The 15,635-nt window shown below is 69.1% G+C and carries 10 protein-coding genes and 1 tRNA gene; 7 read left to right on the top strand and 4 right to left on the bottom strand.

Annotated elements, in window-relative coordinates; all coding sequences use genetic code 11:
• Positions 1-125: 125 nt before the first annotated feature.
• Both nudC and AC5RV3_RS08060 read left to right on the top strand, forming a co-directional pair.
• Positions 126-1,073 carry an NAD(+) diphosphatase gene (gene nudC / locus AC5RV3_RS08065; protein ID WP_494121672.1) on the top strand — a complete coding sequence of 316 codons (948 nt, stop codon included), beginning with the start codon at positions 126-128 and terminating at the stop codon, positions 1,071-1,073.
• The gene (locus tag AC5RV3_RS08060) at positions 1,070-3,202 is read left to right on the top strand and encodes an ATP-dependent DNA helicase UvrD2 (protein WP_494121671.1); all 2,133 of its coding nucleotides are present in this window, start codon (positions 1,070-1,072) and stop codon (positions 3,200-3,202) included. The genes nudC and AC5RV3_RS08060 overlap by 4 nt, the downstream gene beginning before the upstream one ends.
• Positions 3,203-3,230: 28 nt before the next feature.
• On the opposite strand, the gene AC5RV3_RS08055 is transcribed toward AC5RV3_RS08060, so the two are convergent.
• Positions 3,231-4,307 (bottom strand): TOMM precursor leader peptide-binding protein, encoded by a 1,077-nt coding sequence (locus AC5RV3_RS08055; RefSeq protein ID WP_494121670.1) that lies wholly within the window; start codon positions 4,305-4,307, stop codon positions 3,231-3,233.
• A 151-nt stretch (positions 4,308-4,458) separates the two neighbouring features.
• Here AC5RV3_RS08055 and AC5RV3_RS08050 point away from each other — a divergent pair, with 151 nt between their 5' ends.
• A complete protein-coding gene (locus tag AC5RV3_RS08050) occupies positions 4,459-5,133 on the top strand; it encodes a M48 family metallopeptidase (RefSeq protein WP_494121669.1) in 675 nt (224 codons plus the stop codon).
• On the opposite strand, the gene AC5RV3_RS08045 is transcribed toward AC5RV3_RS08050, so the two are convergent.
• Positions 5,130-6,587 (bottom strand): zinc-dependent metalloprotease, encoded by a 1,458-nt coding sequence (locus tag AC5RV3_RS08045; protein WP_494121668.1) that lies wholly within the window; start codon positions 6,585-6,587, stop codon positions 5,130-5,132. The genes AC5RV3_RS08050 and AC5RV3_RS08045 overlap by 4 nt on opposite strands.
• Positions 6,588-6,861: 274 nt before the next feature.
• Here AC5RV3_RS08045 and AC5RV3_RS08040 point away from each other — a divergent pair, with 274 nt between their 5' ends.
• From AC5RV3_RS08040 to AC5RV3_RS08025, 4 genes are all read left to right on the top strand, one after another.
• On the top strand, positions 6,862-7,995 hold the full coding sequence (locus tag AC5RV3_RS08040) for a YlbL family protein (RefSeq protein ID WP_494121667.1): 1,134 nt from the start codon (positions 6,862-6,864) through the stop codon (positions 7,993-7,995).
• 272 nt (positions 7,996-8,267) lie between these two features.
• The gene (locus tag AC5RV3_RS08035; RefSeq protein ID WP_494113541.1) at positions 8,268-11,192 is read left to right on the top strand and encodes a UPF0182 family membrane protein; all 2,925 of its coding nucleotides are present in this window, start codon (positions 8,268-8,270) and stop codon (positions 11,190-11,192) included.
• A gap of 45 nt (positions 11,193-11,237) precedes the next feature.
• A tRNA-Met gene (locus tag AC5RV3_RS08030) sits at positions 11,238-11,314 on the top strand.
• 123 nt (positions 11,315-11,437) lie between these two features.
• Positions 11,438-12,550: a hypothetical protein gene (locus AC5RV3_RS08025; RefSeq protein WP_494121666.1), complete on the top strand. Its 1,113-nt coding sequence runs from the start codon at positions 11,438-11,440 to the stop codon at positions 12,548-12,550.
• A 118-nt stretch (positions 12,551-12,668) separates the two neighbouring features.
• On the opposite strand, the gene AC5RV3_RS08020 is transcribed toward AC5RV3_RS08025, so the two are convergent.
• Entirely contained in the window at positions 12,669-13,436 is a 768-nt protein-coding gene (locus tag AC5RV3_RS08020) for a PspA/IM30 family protein (RefSeq protein ID WP_494121665.1), read from the bottom strand.
• A 76-nt stretch (positions 13,437-13,512) separates the two neighbouring features.
• Positions 13,513-15,579: a TPM domain-containing protein gene (locus tag AC5RV3_RS08015; protein ID WP_494121664.1), complete on the bottom strand. Its 2,067-nt coding sequence runs from the start codon at positions 15,577-15,579 to the stop codon at positions 13,513-13,515.
• Between the last annotated feature and the right edge of the window lie 56 nt (positions 15,580-15,635).

Genomic DNA, 15,635 nt, shown 5'->3' with positions numbered 1-15,635 from the left:
CCACGGCCGCGGCGAGTCGCCGGAAGGGTGACGCAGGCCGCACCGGCAGGCGCCGCCGTCGCGCAGTCCACAGCGGCGGCTGCGCGAATAACAGTCCGGGCGCTGTGGTGAGTACGGTAGAGAGCATGAGTCTTAGCACCGCCGCTGCAGGGTTCCCGCCGCTGGGCCAGCTGATGTTGGCGCGCACCACCATGGACCGCGGCTGTGAGCGACGCAGCCATCCCGGCCTGGTGGAGGGCATCTGGGGCAGGAACACCACGCACGTGATGCTCATTTCCGACGGCAAGACGCTGGTACGCGGCGGAAGGATCGTGTTGCTTCCGAGCAGTGAACGGGCCGCAACAACGTTGTCCATCTACCTCGGACGGGCCGTGGAAGGTGCGGATGTGCCCGTCGGGACGGACATTGTGCTGTCGGTGTTGGCGGACGGTGCAGACGCGGCAGGGTACGACGGCGAATGGCTGGGCCTGCGCGATGTGGCGGGGGAGCTCTCTGCCCAGGACGCGGGGCTGTTTGTGGAGGCCGCGGCGATTTCCAATTGGCATCTGACCCACACCCATTGCCCGCGTTGCGGCCACCGCACGGAGATCGAGCAGGGCGGATGGGTGCGCAGCTGTCCCGCCGACGGAAGCCAGCATTTCCCACGCACGGATCCCGCGGTCATCGTTTCGGTCATCGACGAGGACGACCGCCTGCTGCTCGGCCGCAACAGCGCATGGCCGGCCAGCCGGTATTCGACCCTGGCCGGCTTCGTCGAGCCGGGAGAGTCGCTCGAGGCCGCGGTGGTGCGGGAGATCGAGGAGGAGTCCGGCGTCGTGGTTCACTCGCCCCGATACCTCGGTTCGCAGCCGTGGCCGTTCCCCGCATCGCTGATGATTGGCTTCACGGCCGTGGCGACCGACGCGGCGTCGGTGCCCGACGGCGTGGAGATCCTGGACACACGGTGGTTCAGCCGGGAAGAACTGGCCGCGGCGCTGAGGGCCGACGAGATCCAGGTGGCCAGCGGCATTTCGATTGCGCGGGCGCTGATCGAGCACTGGTACGGCGGCGAGCTGCCGCAGGCCGGACGATGAGCGCAGCCGCCGCCGGGCCCCTCCCGGACAGCAGCCTCGAAGACCAGATCCTGGCCGGGCTGGACGACGAACAGCGGCAGGTGGCCACCAACCTGGCCGGACCGCTGTGTGTCCTCGCCGGAGCGGGCACCGGCAAGACCCGCGCGATCACCCATCGGATCGCCTACGGCGTCCACACCGGAGTGTACACGCCGCAGCGAGTGCTGGCCGTGACGTTCACCGCCCGCGCAGCCGCCGAAATGCGGACGCGGCTGCGCGACCTTGGTGTGGGCGGGGTGCAGGCGCGCACGTTCCACGCCGCGGCGCTGCGCCAGCTGCAGTTCTTCTGGCCGCAGGCGGTCGGCGGTCCGTTGCCCGGCCTGCTGGACCACAAGGCCAGCGTGATCGCCGAATCTGCCCGGCGCCTGCGGCTGACCACCGACCGTGCCGCCATCCGTGACCTGGCGGCCGAGATCGAGTGGGCCAAGGTTTCCATGCTCACGCCCGACAGCTACGTCCGCCGGGCGGCCGGCCGTGCCGCACCGGCAGGCTACGACCTGACGACGGTGGCGCGGCTGTACCAGGCGTACGAGGACGTGAAGACGGACCGGAACATCATCGACTTCGAGGACGTCCTGCTCATCACCGTGGGGATCCTCGAGGAGGACTCCAAGGTGGCGGCCGCCGTACGGGACCAGTACCGGCACTTCGTGGTGGACGAATACCAGGACGTCTCGCCGCTCCAGCAGCGGCTCTTGGACCTCTGGCTGGGGGACCGCGAAGAACTCTGCGTTGTCGGGGACGCCAGCCAGACCATCTACTCCTTCACGGGAGCGACCTCCCGCCACCTGCTCGAGTTCACCAAACGCTTCCCCGGAGCCGACGTCGTGAAACTCGTCCGGGACTACCGCTCCTCGCCGCAGGTCGTGCAGCTGGCCAACTCGCTGCTGGCCGCCCGCACCCGGCAGCCGCCGCGGGGCACGGACAGCTGGCCGACGCCGCTGGAGCTCATCGCCCAGCGTCCGGCCGGGCCCGAGCCCTCCTTCACCGAATGTGCCGACGACGAGGCGGAGGCATCGCAGGTGGCCACCCGCATCCGCGGACTGCTGGACGACGGCGTGGCCGCTGCCCAGATAGCGGTGCTGTTCCGCACCAACGGCCAGTCCCAGGCCTACGAACAGGCGCTGGCCAGCGCCGGTATCGGCTATCAGCTGCGCGGCGGAGAGCGGTTCTTCCAGCGCCGGGAGGTCCGCGACGCGATCCTTCAGCTGCGGGCCTCGTCCCGTGCCGCGGGAACTGAGCCCGTGCCCCAGCTGGTCCGGGACGTCCTGGCGAACCTGGGCTACACCCGGGAGGCTCCGCAGGCCGGCGGAGCAGTCCGGGAACGCTGGGAATCGCTGGCCGCGCTGGTGGGACTGGCCGATGAGATGGACACCGCCCGCGGTTCCGCAGCGGGCGGTGTGTTCACCATGCTCGACTTCGTGGCGGAGCTCGACGAACGGGCGGCCTCGCAGCATGCCCCCACGGTGCAAGGTGTCACACTCGCCTCGCTGCACTCGGCGAAGGGCCTGGAATGGGACGCAGTCTTCCTGGTCGGTTTGAGCGAGGGGCTGATGCCGATCTCCTTCGCCGACACTGACGAGGCCGTGGATGAGGAACGCCGGCTGCTCTATGTGGGCATCACCCGTGCCCGCCAGCACCTGGCCCTGTCCTGGTCGCTGGCCCGGACGCCGGGCGGCCGCGCCAACCGCAAGCCGTCGCGGTTCCTGGACGGGCTGCGGCCGGCCTCTTCCTCCTCCGTCCGCAGCGCGCCGGGCCAGCGCCCGGCGCGGCGCAAGCAGGCCGCGCCGGCGGTTTGCCGCGTCTGCGGCAGCCTGCTCGGCAGCGGGGCGGAACGCAAGGTCGGCCGGTGCAACAGTTGTCCTCCCACCTACGAGGAGTCGACGTTCGAGGCGCTGCGCGAATGGCGCAAGGACACGGCCAGCGAAGCCTCAATGCCCGCCTTCGTGATCTTCACCGACGCCACCTTGGTGGCCATCGCCGAAGCCCGGCCGCAGTCATTGCAGGAGCTGTCCAGGCTGGCCGGAGTGGGGCCGTCCAAGCTGGAGCGCTACGGCGAGGATGTGCTGCGCGTCCTGGCTGCGAACTGAACCTGCAGGCGCCGGGGCAAGTGTGCGCTCAGGACGCCGGGGCCAGCACGCAGCCGCAGGCCGGGTGCGGCGGATAGGCGTGGCGCGACACGGTGCCGTCGCCGCTGTCGAGTTTGAGCACGGCGGAAAAACTTCCAGGCTGGTTCCGTCCGTCCAGGAACAGCAGGGCCTGCATCGCCGCCAGTCCGGCCGCGGCTACCGACTGCGACACTTCGTCGACCGGGCCCCGGTCAGCTGCTGGCGCGAACGGACGGCTGGTCAACCGGGCAACGACGTCGGGCCACGCCGGATCGGCGTCCGCGCGGTGCAGTTCCACGCAGCCAAGGCAGCTTGTCTGGCCGGGAACCACCAACGGCCCGATCAGGGTGTCCTGCTCGCGCACCAGGACGCTCAGGTGGGGGTGGCCCCGGCTCATGAGCGCCGCGGCGACCCGGGGGTCGGGCACGTCGCCCTCCACGTAGACGGCCAGGCTGAGCGCCCGCGGAAAGATGCCGGCAGCGCCCTGCTCCCCGGTCGCGCCGGGCAAGAGGTGGCAGGAAACCGTGGGATCGATCTGGTGCACCGCCCGCCGCACGGCCTCCCCGCGCCCCAGGCCGATGTCGGCGACCCGGAAGGCCCCGGAACCGACATCTGAGGGGCCGGCCACCGCCGGGTCCTCCAGCAGAAGCGTGCCGACGCCGGCCGCCGCCAGGGCGGTGGCCAACGCTGCGCCGGTGCGTCCCAGCCCGATCAGTTGAACAATGCAGCGGCCGCGGGCGGCAAGCGGTCCCTCACCATCGGCCGAGTAGACCGCCGACCAGCGGCGCGCATCCGGCGCGAGCCGGTCCGCGCGCAACCCGGACAAGCGTTCCCCGCCGGAGCCCGCCAACAGGACCGGAGCCAGCGCCGCCAGCAGCGACGCGGCCCGCTCCTTATCCAGGCCGCAGCTTGCCCGCACCTCGTCCAGATCGGCCGATTCGATGCCCTGGCACAGGCGGCGCAAGAAGCGCCGGTCTGCTTCCCCGGTTCCGTCGATCACCAGTCCGCCGGCGCCCAGGCCGAACTGGACGCTGCCCGCGGCGCCTTCGAGGATGCGCAGGCCGGGATTGATCCTCAACTGTGCCACCGCAACCCTCCTCGCCGCCGGCCCGTGGTCCGGGCGCGTCCCGGTTCTCCATGCTGGCACGGCGGTGGCAGGCGCCGGACGGTTATCCACAGAAAACGGGCAGCGGGCCTTCGCGGATGCGGACGGTCGGATACCCCGGTAACCTCATCGCATGTCCCGAGCAGAACTGACCCAGGAATCCCGCGGCACCGCAACGCCTTCGCGGCCGGTGCCACTCGTGGCCGGCACGGGGGAGCGGGTGGCCCTGACCACATCCAACGGCGCCCCCGTGGTGGTCAAACGGTCCGCGCGCCGGCGCCGGACCGTCTCGGCCGCGTGGCGGGACGGAGCCGCCGTGATTTCGATTCCCGACCATTTTTCGCAGGCGCAGGAACGGGAGTGGGTGCAGCGGATGCTCGCCAAGCTCGAAACGCGCAGCTCCCGTCCGGCGGGACGGACCGCTCCGAGCGACACTGACCTGGCCCGGCACGCAGCGGAGCTGTCGCAGCGGTATCTGGCCGGCAACGCCATCCCGACCAGCATCCGGTGGGTTTCCAACCAGAACGACCGCTGGGGGTCGGCGACGCCGGCGCGGGGCACCATCCGCATCTCGGACAAGATCAAGGACATGCCCGCCTGGGTCATCGACTATGTGATCCTGCACGAGCTCGCACACCTGCTGGAGGCCGGCCACGGCCCGCGCTTCTGGCAACTGCTGCAGGCCTATCCGCAGCTGGAACGGGCCAAGGCCTTCCTCTCCGGCGCCGCGTTTGCCATGGGCCGCGGCCTACAGGACGAGGACGATGTGGACGGCGCCGGCGCCGCCGACAGCGACAGCGACAGCTAGCTCCGGTCTCCGTCTCCGGTACCTTCCGGACCGCCGTCAGCGGTACCGGAGTCCTCACCCTCGGCGGGACCTTCCGGGCCGCCGTCGGCGGTACCGTCCGGCTTCCGGGCGTCGCCCTCGCCGGGCTGCCCTTCGAATCCGCCGCTCAGGAGCTTCTGCAGGGCCTCGTCGACTTCTGCCTCGGAGGCGTCCAGCAGTTTCCGGCGGGCGCTGAAGCCGGCAGGATCGTCCAGATCCTCCGCGGTCGGCAGCAGGTCGGGGTGGTTCCAGATCGCATCGCGCCCCTCGACCCCGCGTTCCTCCGTAAGGACGGACCACAGGGCGGCCGCATCCCGCAAACGGCGGGGCCGCAGCTCAAGGCCGACCAGGGCCGCGAAGGCGTGTTCCGACGGGCCGCCGGTGGCGCGCCGCCGCCGGACCGTTTCGCGCAGCGCCGGGGCGGAGGGCAGGTTGGCCGCCGCGCTGGCGGTGAGCTCGTCCACCCAGCCCTCGACCAGCGCGAGCGCCGTTTCCAGCTTGGCCAGGGCGGCCTCCTGTTCCGGCGTGCGCTTCGGCATGAACACCCCCTGCGAGAGTGCCTGCTGCATGGATTCGGGGTTGGTGGGATCCAGGTCGCGGGCCACTTCCTCGATCCGCCCCATGTCGATGTGGATGCCGCGGGCATAGCTTTCGATCGCGCCCAGCAGATAGCCGGACAGCCACGGGACATGGGTGAACAGGCGGGTGTGCGCAGCTTCCCGGATCGCCAGGAAGAGCAGCACGTCCTGCCCGGGGATGTCCAGGCCCTCGCCGAAGGACTTAACGTTGGCCGGCAGCAGGGCCATCTTGCCCTCCACCAGCGGGACACCGATATCGCTGGAACTGACCACGTCCTTGGCCAAGGCCCCGACGGCCTGGCCCAGCTGCATGCCGAACATCGCGCCGCCGAGGTTCTGCAGCATGGAATGCGCCCCGCCCAGCATCTGCTTCATCTCCTCCGGCACCTGCTCGGTCAGCGCACTGGTCAGCGCGAAGGCGATGCTGTTGGCGACCGGCTCCGTCAACCGCTTCCAGGTCGGCAGCGTTGCCTCAACCCACTCGGCACGGGACCAGGCCCTGCCGATCAGGCCGGTGCCGGGCATGCTCGTCACCGGATCAAGCCACATCTCGGCCAGCCGGAGCGCTTCGTCGACGGCGCGGCCCTGTGCCGAAGAGACCGACGGATCGCTGTCCGAGGCCGCCACCTTGCGGGCGCTTTCATGGGCCAGTTTCCAGTTGACCGGACCTTCGGCGGGGGCACTCATCATCGCCTGGACCTGCTGGAACATCTGCGCCAGGGCATTGGGGTCGGAGGGCAGTCCTGCCGCCTTGGCAATTTCCGCGGGATCCATTGCCCCGGCCTGGCCACCGAAGAGCTTGGCGAACATCTCCGCCAGCGGATCCTGCGGGTCGTCGTCGGGCTGCTTGGGGGTCATCACTACCACCGGTCCTTGAGGGTTGGAGCGGGCACGGGTCGAGCGGCTGCCGGGGAGGCGGCGGGGGCTGTGCCCGGGATGTTGCGTGAGTCCCACGTTACCGGCAGCCGGGATTCCTTGTCGCGCCGGAGAAGGGCAGTTCGCTCAAGGCCGAGCAGGCGCAGCACCACCGATGCCGGACCGACGGCGTACGCTAGAGCAGGCGCCGCGAGCGCCGTCGGGCGGCAGCGCGTGAGGTGTGCGACCCGGACAACAGCGAGAGGGAAACCAGCAGGTGACACAGTCCACCAACAACGGCACCGAGCACGGCACGGACGGCTGGGCCGGCAACGCTCCCGGTCCGCAGCCGGCCGCGCCGCGGGCCCGAAACCGCAGGCAGCCGGTCATGGCGACCGCCGCCGTCGTTGCCGTCGTGGCCGGCGCGGCCGGGCTGGCGCTGCCGGCAGGCTACGTCATCGAAACACCCGGTCCTGCCATCAACACCATCGGTGAGGTCTCCGGCACCCCGCTGATCGAGGTGCCGGACCGCCCGACCTACAAAACCTCCGGCGCCCTGGACCTGACGACGGTGTACGTGGAGGGCGGCCCCAACTCGAACGTCAACATGCTGCAGGTCCTGGCCGCCTGGCTCCACCCCCAGCGCAGCGTGGCGCCGGCGGACCTGGTCTATCCGCCGGACGTGACGCAGGACGACATCCAGCAGCAAAATGCGGCGTTGATGGCGTCGTCGCAGGAGTCGTCGGTCGCGGCTGCCCTGACCCAGTTGGACGTGGAGTACTCGCAGACCCTCTCGGTCGCCGACTTCACCCCGGACGCGGCGGCGGCAGGAGTGTTGGAGCTGCAGGACGCGATCCGGACCATCAACGGCCGGCCGGTCACCGGTATCGAGGTGCTGCGCGAGGAGCTCAACGCCAGTGCGGGCGCCCCGGTGGAACTGGGCATCGCGCGCGACGGCCGCGAGGAAACCGTGGATGTGGCACCGCAGGCCAACGACCAAGGCGACTACCAGCTGGGCGTCCTGCTGGGCACCGAATTCGACTTCCCGTTCGAGGTGAAGATCCAACTGGACAACGTGGGCGGCCCCAGCGCCGGCATGATGTTCGCGCTGGGCATCATCGACACCCTGACGGAAGGGGAAATGACCGGCGGGAAGCACTTTGCCGGGACCGGCACCATCGACGCCGAGGGCACCGTCGGGCCGATCGGCGGGATCCGGCAGAAAATGATCGGCGCCCGGGAAGCCGGGGCCACCGTGTTCCTGGCGCCGGAAGGAAATTGCGCGCAGGTGGCCGGCCACGTCCCGGAAGGGCTGCAGGTCGTCTCGGTGGCGACGCTGGACGACGCCGTCGAGGCCGTCACCTCGATCGGCGAGGGCGGCGACGCATCCGCCCTCCCCGGCTGCAGCTGATTCGTTTCAGCAGCTGCGCGGTCACATTCCGGCAACAGTGCCGGGCCGTCCCGGCCCCGCGGTTCGCCGGGGCAGGTGTTGACAAGGCAGAATGGGAACGGAACCCTCCGAGGCGTCCGTTCGTGGCATCTAGGGGGAGTGTCCCCAGCAGCGGCAGTTTCGCCGTGATGCCACGCATGCAGACAACGAGGTAACGAGTGACGTTCGGACAAGACCGGTCTTACGGCGACCGGCCAACACCGCTTAGCAGTCCTGGCAAGAAACGTTCCGCATTGGTGCCCACCCTGATCGTGGTGGCCGTCCTGGTAGTGGGCTTCGTCTTCTTCTCCCAAATCTACGCAGACATCCTCTGGTACAACCAGCTGGGCTACCTGGAAGTCATGCTCAAGGAAACCGGCACCAAGATTGCCATCTTCCTGATTGCCTTCCTGATCATGGGCCTTGCGGTCTACTTCAGCCTGCGGATGGCCTACCGTTCGCGCCCGGTGTACGCGCCGGACAGCTCGTTGCAGGACAACCTGAACCGTTACCAGCAGCAGCTGGAGCCGGTGCGGCGTTTGCTGATGATCGGCATCCCGGTAGTCCTGGCCGGTTTCGCCGGCACCGCCGCGGCCTCGGCGTGGCAGACCGTCCTGCTGTTCTTCAACCAGCAGCCGTTCGGCCAGACCGATCCGCAGTTCGGCCTGGACTACAGCTTCTACATGAACACCCTGCCGTTCCTGGGCTTCATCAACGGCTTCCTGATCAGCGTGGTGCTGATTGCCGGCATCGCCGGGCTGCTGACCCATTACCTCTACGGCGGGATCCGGCTGGAGGACAAGGGGTTCTTCGCCTCCACCGCGGCGAAGATCCATGTGGCCGTCTTTGCCGCGCTGTTCCTCATCCTGCAGGGCGTCAACTACTGGCTGGACCGCTACGCCACCGTGCAGTCCGACGCCGGAAACTGGACCGGTGCGCTGTACACCGACGTCAACGCCGTGATTCCCACCAAGGCCATCCTGGCCGTCGCCGCCGTGCTGGTGGCCATCCTCTTCATCGTCTCGGCCTTCATCGGCCGCTGGCGGCTGCCGATCGTCGGTACCGCCATGCTGATCGTCACCGCCATCCTCGCCGGCGGGGTCTACCCGTGGATCGTCCAGCGCTTCCAGGTGATCCCGAATGAGCAGGACGTCGAGGCCCAATACATCGAACGCAACATCGCCCTGACGCGCCTGGCGTACGGACTGGACGACGTCCAGACCATGAACTACGAAGCCACGGTGGACGCGGAAGCCGGCGCGCTGCGCGAGGACGCCGAAACGACGGCCAATATCCGCCTGCTGGATCCAAACCTGGTGTCGGACGCGTTCGCGCAGCTGGAACAGTTCCGCCAGTACTACCAGTTCGACGAGACGCTCAACGTGGACCGCTACACGGTCGACGGCGAGGTGCAGGACACCGTCATTGCCGTCCGCGAACTGAACACCGCGGGCGTGCCGGCCGGCTGGGTCAACGAGCATCTGCTCTACACCCATGGCTACGGTGTGGTTGCGGCCGCCGGCTCCCGCGTGGAGCCGGACGGCAAGCCGTCCTTCATGCTCTCCGGGATCCCCTCGCAGGGCGTGTTGGGCGACGACTCGACCTACGAACCCAGGATCTACTTCGGCGAAGCATCTCCGGACTACTCGATCGTCGGTGCACCCGAGGGCAGCACTCCGATCGAAATCGACCGGCCGCAGAGTGCCAATGCCGAAACCGATACCCGGAACACTTTCGACGGCGACGGCGGACCCAACATCGGCAACTGGTTCAACCGGTTGGTCTACGCCCTGAAATTCCAGTCGACCGACCTGATGCTGTCGGACGCGGTCAATTCGGAGTCGCAGATCCTCTACGACCGGGATCCGCGCCAGCGCATCGAAAAAGTCGCTCCGTACCTGACGGTGGACGGCAACGCCTACCCCGCCATTGTTGACGGCCGCGTGAAGTGGATCGTGGACGCCTACACCACCAGCGAGCACTTCCCGTACTCGACTCCCCAGCAGCTGGAGTCGGCCACCATCGACTCCGGGACCACCGGGGGCGCCACCGTGGCGCTGCCGGCTGAGGAAGTCAACTACATCCGCAATGCCGTCAAGGCGACCGTGGACGCTTACGACGGGTCCGTGAACCTGTACGCGTGGGACGACCAGGATCCGCTGCTCAAGGCCTGGACGAACGTGTTCCCGACGACGATCAAGCCGTACAGCGAAATGTCGGCCGACCTGATGGCACACGTGCGCTACCCGGAGGACCTGTTCAAGGTGCAGCGGGAGCTGCTCACCAGGTACCACGTGACCAACGTCAACCGCTTCTACGAAAACTCCGATGCCTGGAGTGTTCCCACGGATCCGACGCTGGGCGAGGGATCGACCGTCAAGCAGCCGCCGTACTACCTGTCACTGCAGATGCCCAACCAGGACGCGGCGTCCTTCTCGCTGACCACGCCGTTCATCCCGTTTGCCGTTCCCGGCGAGCAGGCACGCAACGTGCTGTACGGGTTCCTGTCCGCCAACGCGGACGCCGGCACCGGCGAGGATGGCGTGAAGTCCGAGGACTACGGCACGCTGCGGTTGCTCGAACTGCCGCGCGACATCACGGTGCCCGGCCCGGGCCAGGCGCAGAACCTGTTCAACTCGGACACCGAAGTATCGCAGGCGCTGAACCTGCTGCGCCAGGGCGCTTCCGAGGTGAAGAACGGCAACCTGCTCAGCCTGCCGGTCGGCGGGGGCATGCTGTACGTCCAGCCGGTCTACGTCCAGTCCTCGGGCGCTTCCTCCTACCCGATCCTGCGCCGGGTGCTGGTGAGCTTCGGTGAGGAAGTCGGCTTCGCTCCGACGCTGTCGGAAGCATTGGATCAGGTGTTCCAAGGCGACTCGGGCGCCACCACCGGCGACGAAGAGAACGTCGGCGAGACACCGGCGACGCCGGACGCTCCGGAGACCAGTGCCGAGGAGGATCTGCAGGCGGCCCTGCAGGCGGCGCGCACCGCGATCCAGGAGGGACAGGCCGCGCTGGCGGAGGGCGACTTCGCAGCCTACGGCGAAGCCCAGGAGCGGCTCCAGGCGGCGCTGCAGGACGCCATCGACGCCGAGGCAGCGATCTCCGGCGCCACCCCCGAAGGCGGCGCCGACGGGGCAACGGAGCAGCCTTCTCCGGAGGCGACCGAGGGCAACTGACCGATTTGCTTCGCTACCCCGCGGCCGGTAATGTATTCACTGCGCCGCGGGGTGGAGCAGTTCGGTAGCTCGCTGGGCTCATAACCCAGAGGTCAGAGGTTCAAATCCTCTCCCCGCAACCAAGAGCCAAGGCCCCGCCCGATGTCACATCGGGCGGGGCTTTTGCGTGTCCGGGATCACAACCCGGACCGGTAGAATGGTTTCACCTGTCCCCGATTTTCCCTCGGAAAGATCGTTGTTGTCCCATGCTGGAATCAGTGAGCAGCTACGCCCTGGCCGCCGGAGTGGCAGCCCTGTTCAATCCATGCAGCCTGCTCCTGTTGCCGGTCTGGCTCCTGATGGTCGCCGTCGGCAGCTGGCGCACTCCGCCCGCTGCCGCCGTGCGCCGGTCCGCACTGTCCGCGCTTGTGTTGACCGGCGGCTACACGACGTCGTTCTCGTCGGCGCTGCTGGCCGCAGGAAATCCGGCAACCGGAGCCGGCGTCCTGGCCTACATTTCGGCCGCGACCGGCATGCTGTTGGTCCTGCTGGCGTCCTTCCTGGTGGCAGGCGGGCGTGTCCGGCTGTTGCAGGCAGCAGCGGCGGGAGGCGGATCACTGGTCCGGCTCGGCGGGATGGCTGTTGCCGGTGCGGTGGTCGGGCTGGCATCGCTCGCGCCACAGCTGCCGGAATTGCTGGCCGGGGCCGGGGAGCAGGGCGCAGCCGAAGCCCCTGCCGCCGGCATGGCCGCCTACGTTCTGGGCCTGCTTGCCAGTTTCGGGCTGCTGTGCGCCGCCGCGTCGTCGCTTGGGGCCGCCGCCGGCCGCCGGTGGCCCGAGGCCTGGACACTGCTGGAAAAGGTGCAGGGCTACCTGCTGCTGCTCGCCGGGCTGGGCACCGCCTACTACGCCTTTTTCGCTGTCCGGAATGCCGCAGGGCACGAGATGGAGGACCGGCTGATCGACGCCGCGCACGGCGTCCATGGGTTGCTCACCGACGCGCTGCAGGCCGTCACCGCCTGGTTGGTTCCGGCCGCCTACCTTGCACTGGCCGGCTGGCTCCTGCTGCGCAGGCGGCGTCCCGCTCCGCAGGAACCCGGGTCCGGACGTGGCCAGGCCGCCACCCCTGCTCCTGCCGTGGCGCTGGCCGCGCCGCCGGCGCCGGCGGTCCCCCAGGTGCGGTCCCGCCGTCGTCCGCCGCAGCAGGGCGGGGGAGCGGCCGCAGCACCGCGGGAGCGGAGTGGCCCTGTACCGGACGCAGCGGAGCACCGTCCCCGGCATTACAACCCCAAGGCCCTGCGCCGCGCGCGGGCCGGTGCCTCCCGGCCGGGGCGCTTCACCGGCCGCCGCCTTCTCCGGGGCGTGAAACCGCGCCGTTGACGAGATCGGACCGCGAGCCGGGAAACCGGGACGCGTGGCTTCACAGGAAAGCTCCGGGCCGCACCAGGAAAGGTGCGGCCCGGAGCCATTCATGCCCGAGCGCCTGGCCGGCCGGTGCTCAGTAGCTTTCTGAGGTGGTTTCCTTGCCGGCCTCCAGCGACGACGGGGCCGGGCTGGTGCCGGACTTCAGCGCGGCCAACCGTGCCTCCACCTCCGTCTGCTCGCCGAGGTCTTCCAGGCTCTCGAACTGGGCATCAAGGCTGGAAGCGGAAAGCTCGGCCTGGCCGCGTACCTTTGCTTCCTCGCGACGGATTTTCTCCTCGAAGCGGCCGACTTCGCTGGTCGGATCCAGAATGTCGATGCTCTTGATGGCGTCGTGAACCTGCGACTGGGCCTGCGCGGTCTTGGCGCGGGCGATCAGCTCATCGCGCTTGTTCTGCAGCTCGTTGAGCTTGGACTTCATCTGGTTGAGTCCGTGCTTGAGCTTCTCGACAATTTCGGTCTGCGAGGAGATCGTCGGCTCGGCGCCCTTGGCTTCGTTCTCGGACGAAATCTGGCGCTGGATCGCCACCTTGGCAAGGTTGTCGAACTTCTCGGCGTCGGCGGCGTGGCCCGAGGTGCGGTATTCGTCGGCCTTTCGGCTGGCAGCCAAGGCCTTGGCCCCCCAGCTGCGGGCGTTCTCGAGGTCTTCGTTGTAGTCGTCCTGCAGCATGCGCAGGTTGCCGATGGTCTGCGCGACGGCGCTTTCGGCTTCGGCAATGTTGTTCGTGTAGTCGCGGACCATCTGGTCCAGCATCTTCTGCGGATCCTCCGCCTGGTCGAGCAGGGCGTTGATGTTTGCCTTGGCCAGCTGGGCCATGCGGCCGAATATTGAGTGCTTTACCACGGTGATGCCTTTCGATCGGGTTTACTCGAACTGTTTGCCTTCCAAGCAGCCCGCATGGCTGCCCGGCCTGTCTGGTCTAGAAGTTGCCGCCGGCGCCGCCTCCGTCGCCGAAGCCACCGAAGCCGCCGCCGCCACCGCCGAACCCGCCGAAGCCGCCGCCGCCGAAAACGTCACCGCCTCCGCCGCCCCCGAAGATCCCGCCGCCGCCGTGCGAGCCGTGGCCGCCGTGCAGGATGGAGTCGATGAGGATGCCGCCCAGGATCGCCCCGCCCAAGCCGCCGCCCCGGCCGCCGAACATCCCGCCGCCGCCGAAGCCGCCCATGCCGCCGCCGAAACCGTCCACATCCTCCTGGGCCATCTGGCTGGCCTGCTGTGCCAAGGCATTGGCTTGCCGGGCATAGTTGAGCGCCTGCTCCGGATCCGAGTCGGCGATGGCCAGCGCATGGTCGAGGTTCCGTTCCGCCTCGGCCAGCCGGGTGCGTGCCTCGCTGCGAACGCCGCCGCGCCGGGCCTGAATGTAGTCCGAGGTGCCGGAAATCTGTGCCTGCGCGGACATGATGGCGTGTTGCAGGGCCTCACGGGCACGCCGGTTGCGGTCCTGGGCGTCCCGAATCCCGGAGAGCGAGGCATCCAGGGGCTCCATGGCCGCCTCCAGCCGCTGCACCATCATGATCGGGTCGACGCGTCCCCCGGCGACCTCCTGCCGGACGGCGGACACCGCCGCTTCCAGCCCGGCCAAGGGGCCCGTCAGCTCGGGGTGCTGCCCGGAGGCGATGATGGCCCTGGCCTGGGCGATGTCCTGTGTCGCGTCGGCGATGGTGCGTTCCATGCTGTTCCGGGCGTCGTCGAGGTCCTTGGCCGTCTTGGCGATGGCCTCCAGGAGGATGTTGGCCTGGTGCAGGCTTTCCTCGGCGGCACGCACGGCAATCACGGCGGCGCTGCGGTCTCCCTCGTCGAGCTTGTCCTGCGCGGTGTTGGCTGCGTTCTCGACGAAGTCCAGCCGCTCCCCGGCCTGGCCGATGTTGTCGGCGACCTGTTGCAGCGCGCTGTCGGCAAAACGGGCGCGAAGCTCCCGCAGCCGGGCCGTGCCGTCATCCAGCCTGCCGCGGGTTTCCCGGGCGGCGGCCCGGGCCCGCTCGAGCGCCTGCGGTGCGGTTTTTTCCAGCTCCCGCAGCGCGTCGAAGTCCTCTTTGTGTGCCTGGAGGGAATCGTTGACCGCCTCGCAGCGGCGGATGATGTCGCCGAGCCAGGCACGCTGCTCTTCTTCGGTGTCCGGAATATGGTCATCGAGCTGCTGCTGCAGCTTGAAGGACTCCATCATGTGGGACTTGGCCGCGGTGATGTCCTGGCGGAACGGCTGCACGGCGTCGTCGCCGTACTGGGCCATGGCGAAGCCCAGTTCCTGCTCGCTCGACTTGATCGCGTCGTCGGCGGCGACCAGCAGGCTGCCGGCCTTCTTGCGAAGGTCCTCCACGGACATGGCGTTATGCGGATCCAGCGGCCGGCCGTCGGGGCCGGTCTGCAGCTGCGGCTGCGGGCGCTGGTTCTTGTTCCGCTTGGACCGCGCATACAGCAGCGCCGCGCCGCCGCCCACCACCACGACACCGCCAATGAGCAGCACCGGGCCCAGCGAGCCGCCCCCGCCACCGGATTCGACGGAACCGTCACCGCCGGTCGCGGCGTCCTCGACCGCCGCCACGGCGGTCAGCGCGGCCCCCGCCCAGTCCGCTTGACCGAGGGCCGGCCGGATGGATTGCGCGATGTTCTGGTCCCGGGAGACGACGGGGTTGTCCTCGCCCGACTGGAACAGGTATTCGCGGCCGTCGACGGAAACGGCAAGCAAGCTATCGACGGAGCCCAGCGAGTTCAGCTCCGCCGTGTCCAGCACCCACTGGTCGCGGTCGGCCGGCTCGGTGAATTCATCCACAAAGACGATGTAGACGTTCAGGCCTTCGGACTGCTGCAGCTCGCGCACGGCGTCCTCGACCTCGGCCGTCCGGCCGCCCAGCACACCGGCCTGGTCCACCACGAACTCGCCCGGCGGGATGTCGACCGGCGGCACGGCGTGCGCCAGTGCTGCCGGCGCAAGGAAGACTGCCGTCAGGCCGGCTACGGCCGCCAGACGCCTGAGCGGTGAGCGCATAAAGGTCCCTTCAGCAACGCAAGCTGGGGCCGTGGCGCCCCGGCTCGTCAACGTGG

Source organism: Arthrobacter sp. Y3221114 (assembly GCF_059092625.1).
The sequence above is the reverse complement of the archived record's forward strand: the minus strand, read 5'-3'. Positions and strand labels throughout refer to the sequence as shown.

Bases quoted from the DNA above. Each gene is read 5' to 3' on its own strand.
- nudC (WP_494121672.1), top strand. From the start codon at position 126: ATGAGTCTTAGCACCGCCGCTGCAGGGTTCCCGCCGCTGGGCCAGCTG.
- AC5RV3_RS08060 (WP_494121671.1), top strand. From the start codon at position 1,070: ATGAGCGCAGCCGCCGCCGGGCCCCTCCCGGACAGCAGCCTCGAAGAC.
- AC5RV3_RS08050 (WP_494121669.1), top strand. From the start codon at position 4,459: ATGTCCCGAGCAGAACTGACCCAGGAATCCCGCGGCACCGCAACGCCT.
- AC5RV3_RS08045 (WP_494121668.1), bottom strand. From the start codon at position 6,587: ATGACCCCCAAGCAGCCCGACGACGACCCGCAGGATCCGCTGGCGGAG.
- AC5RV3_RS08025 (WP_494121666.1), top strand. From the start codon at position 11,438: ATGCTGGAATCAGTGAGCAGCTACGCCCTGGCCGCCGGAGTGGCAGCC.
- AC5RV3_RS08015 (WP_494121664.1), bottom strand. From the start codon at position 15,579: ATGCGCTCACCGCTCAGGCGTCTGGCGGCCGTAGCCGGCCTGACGGCA.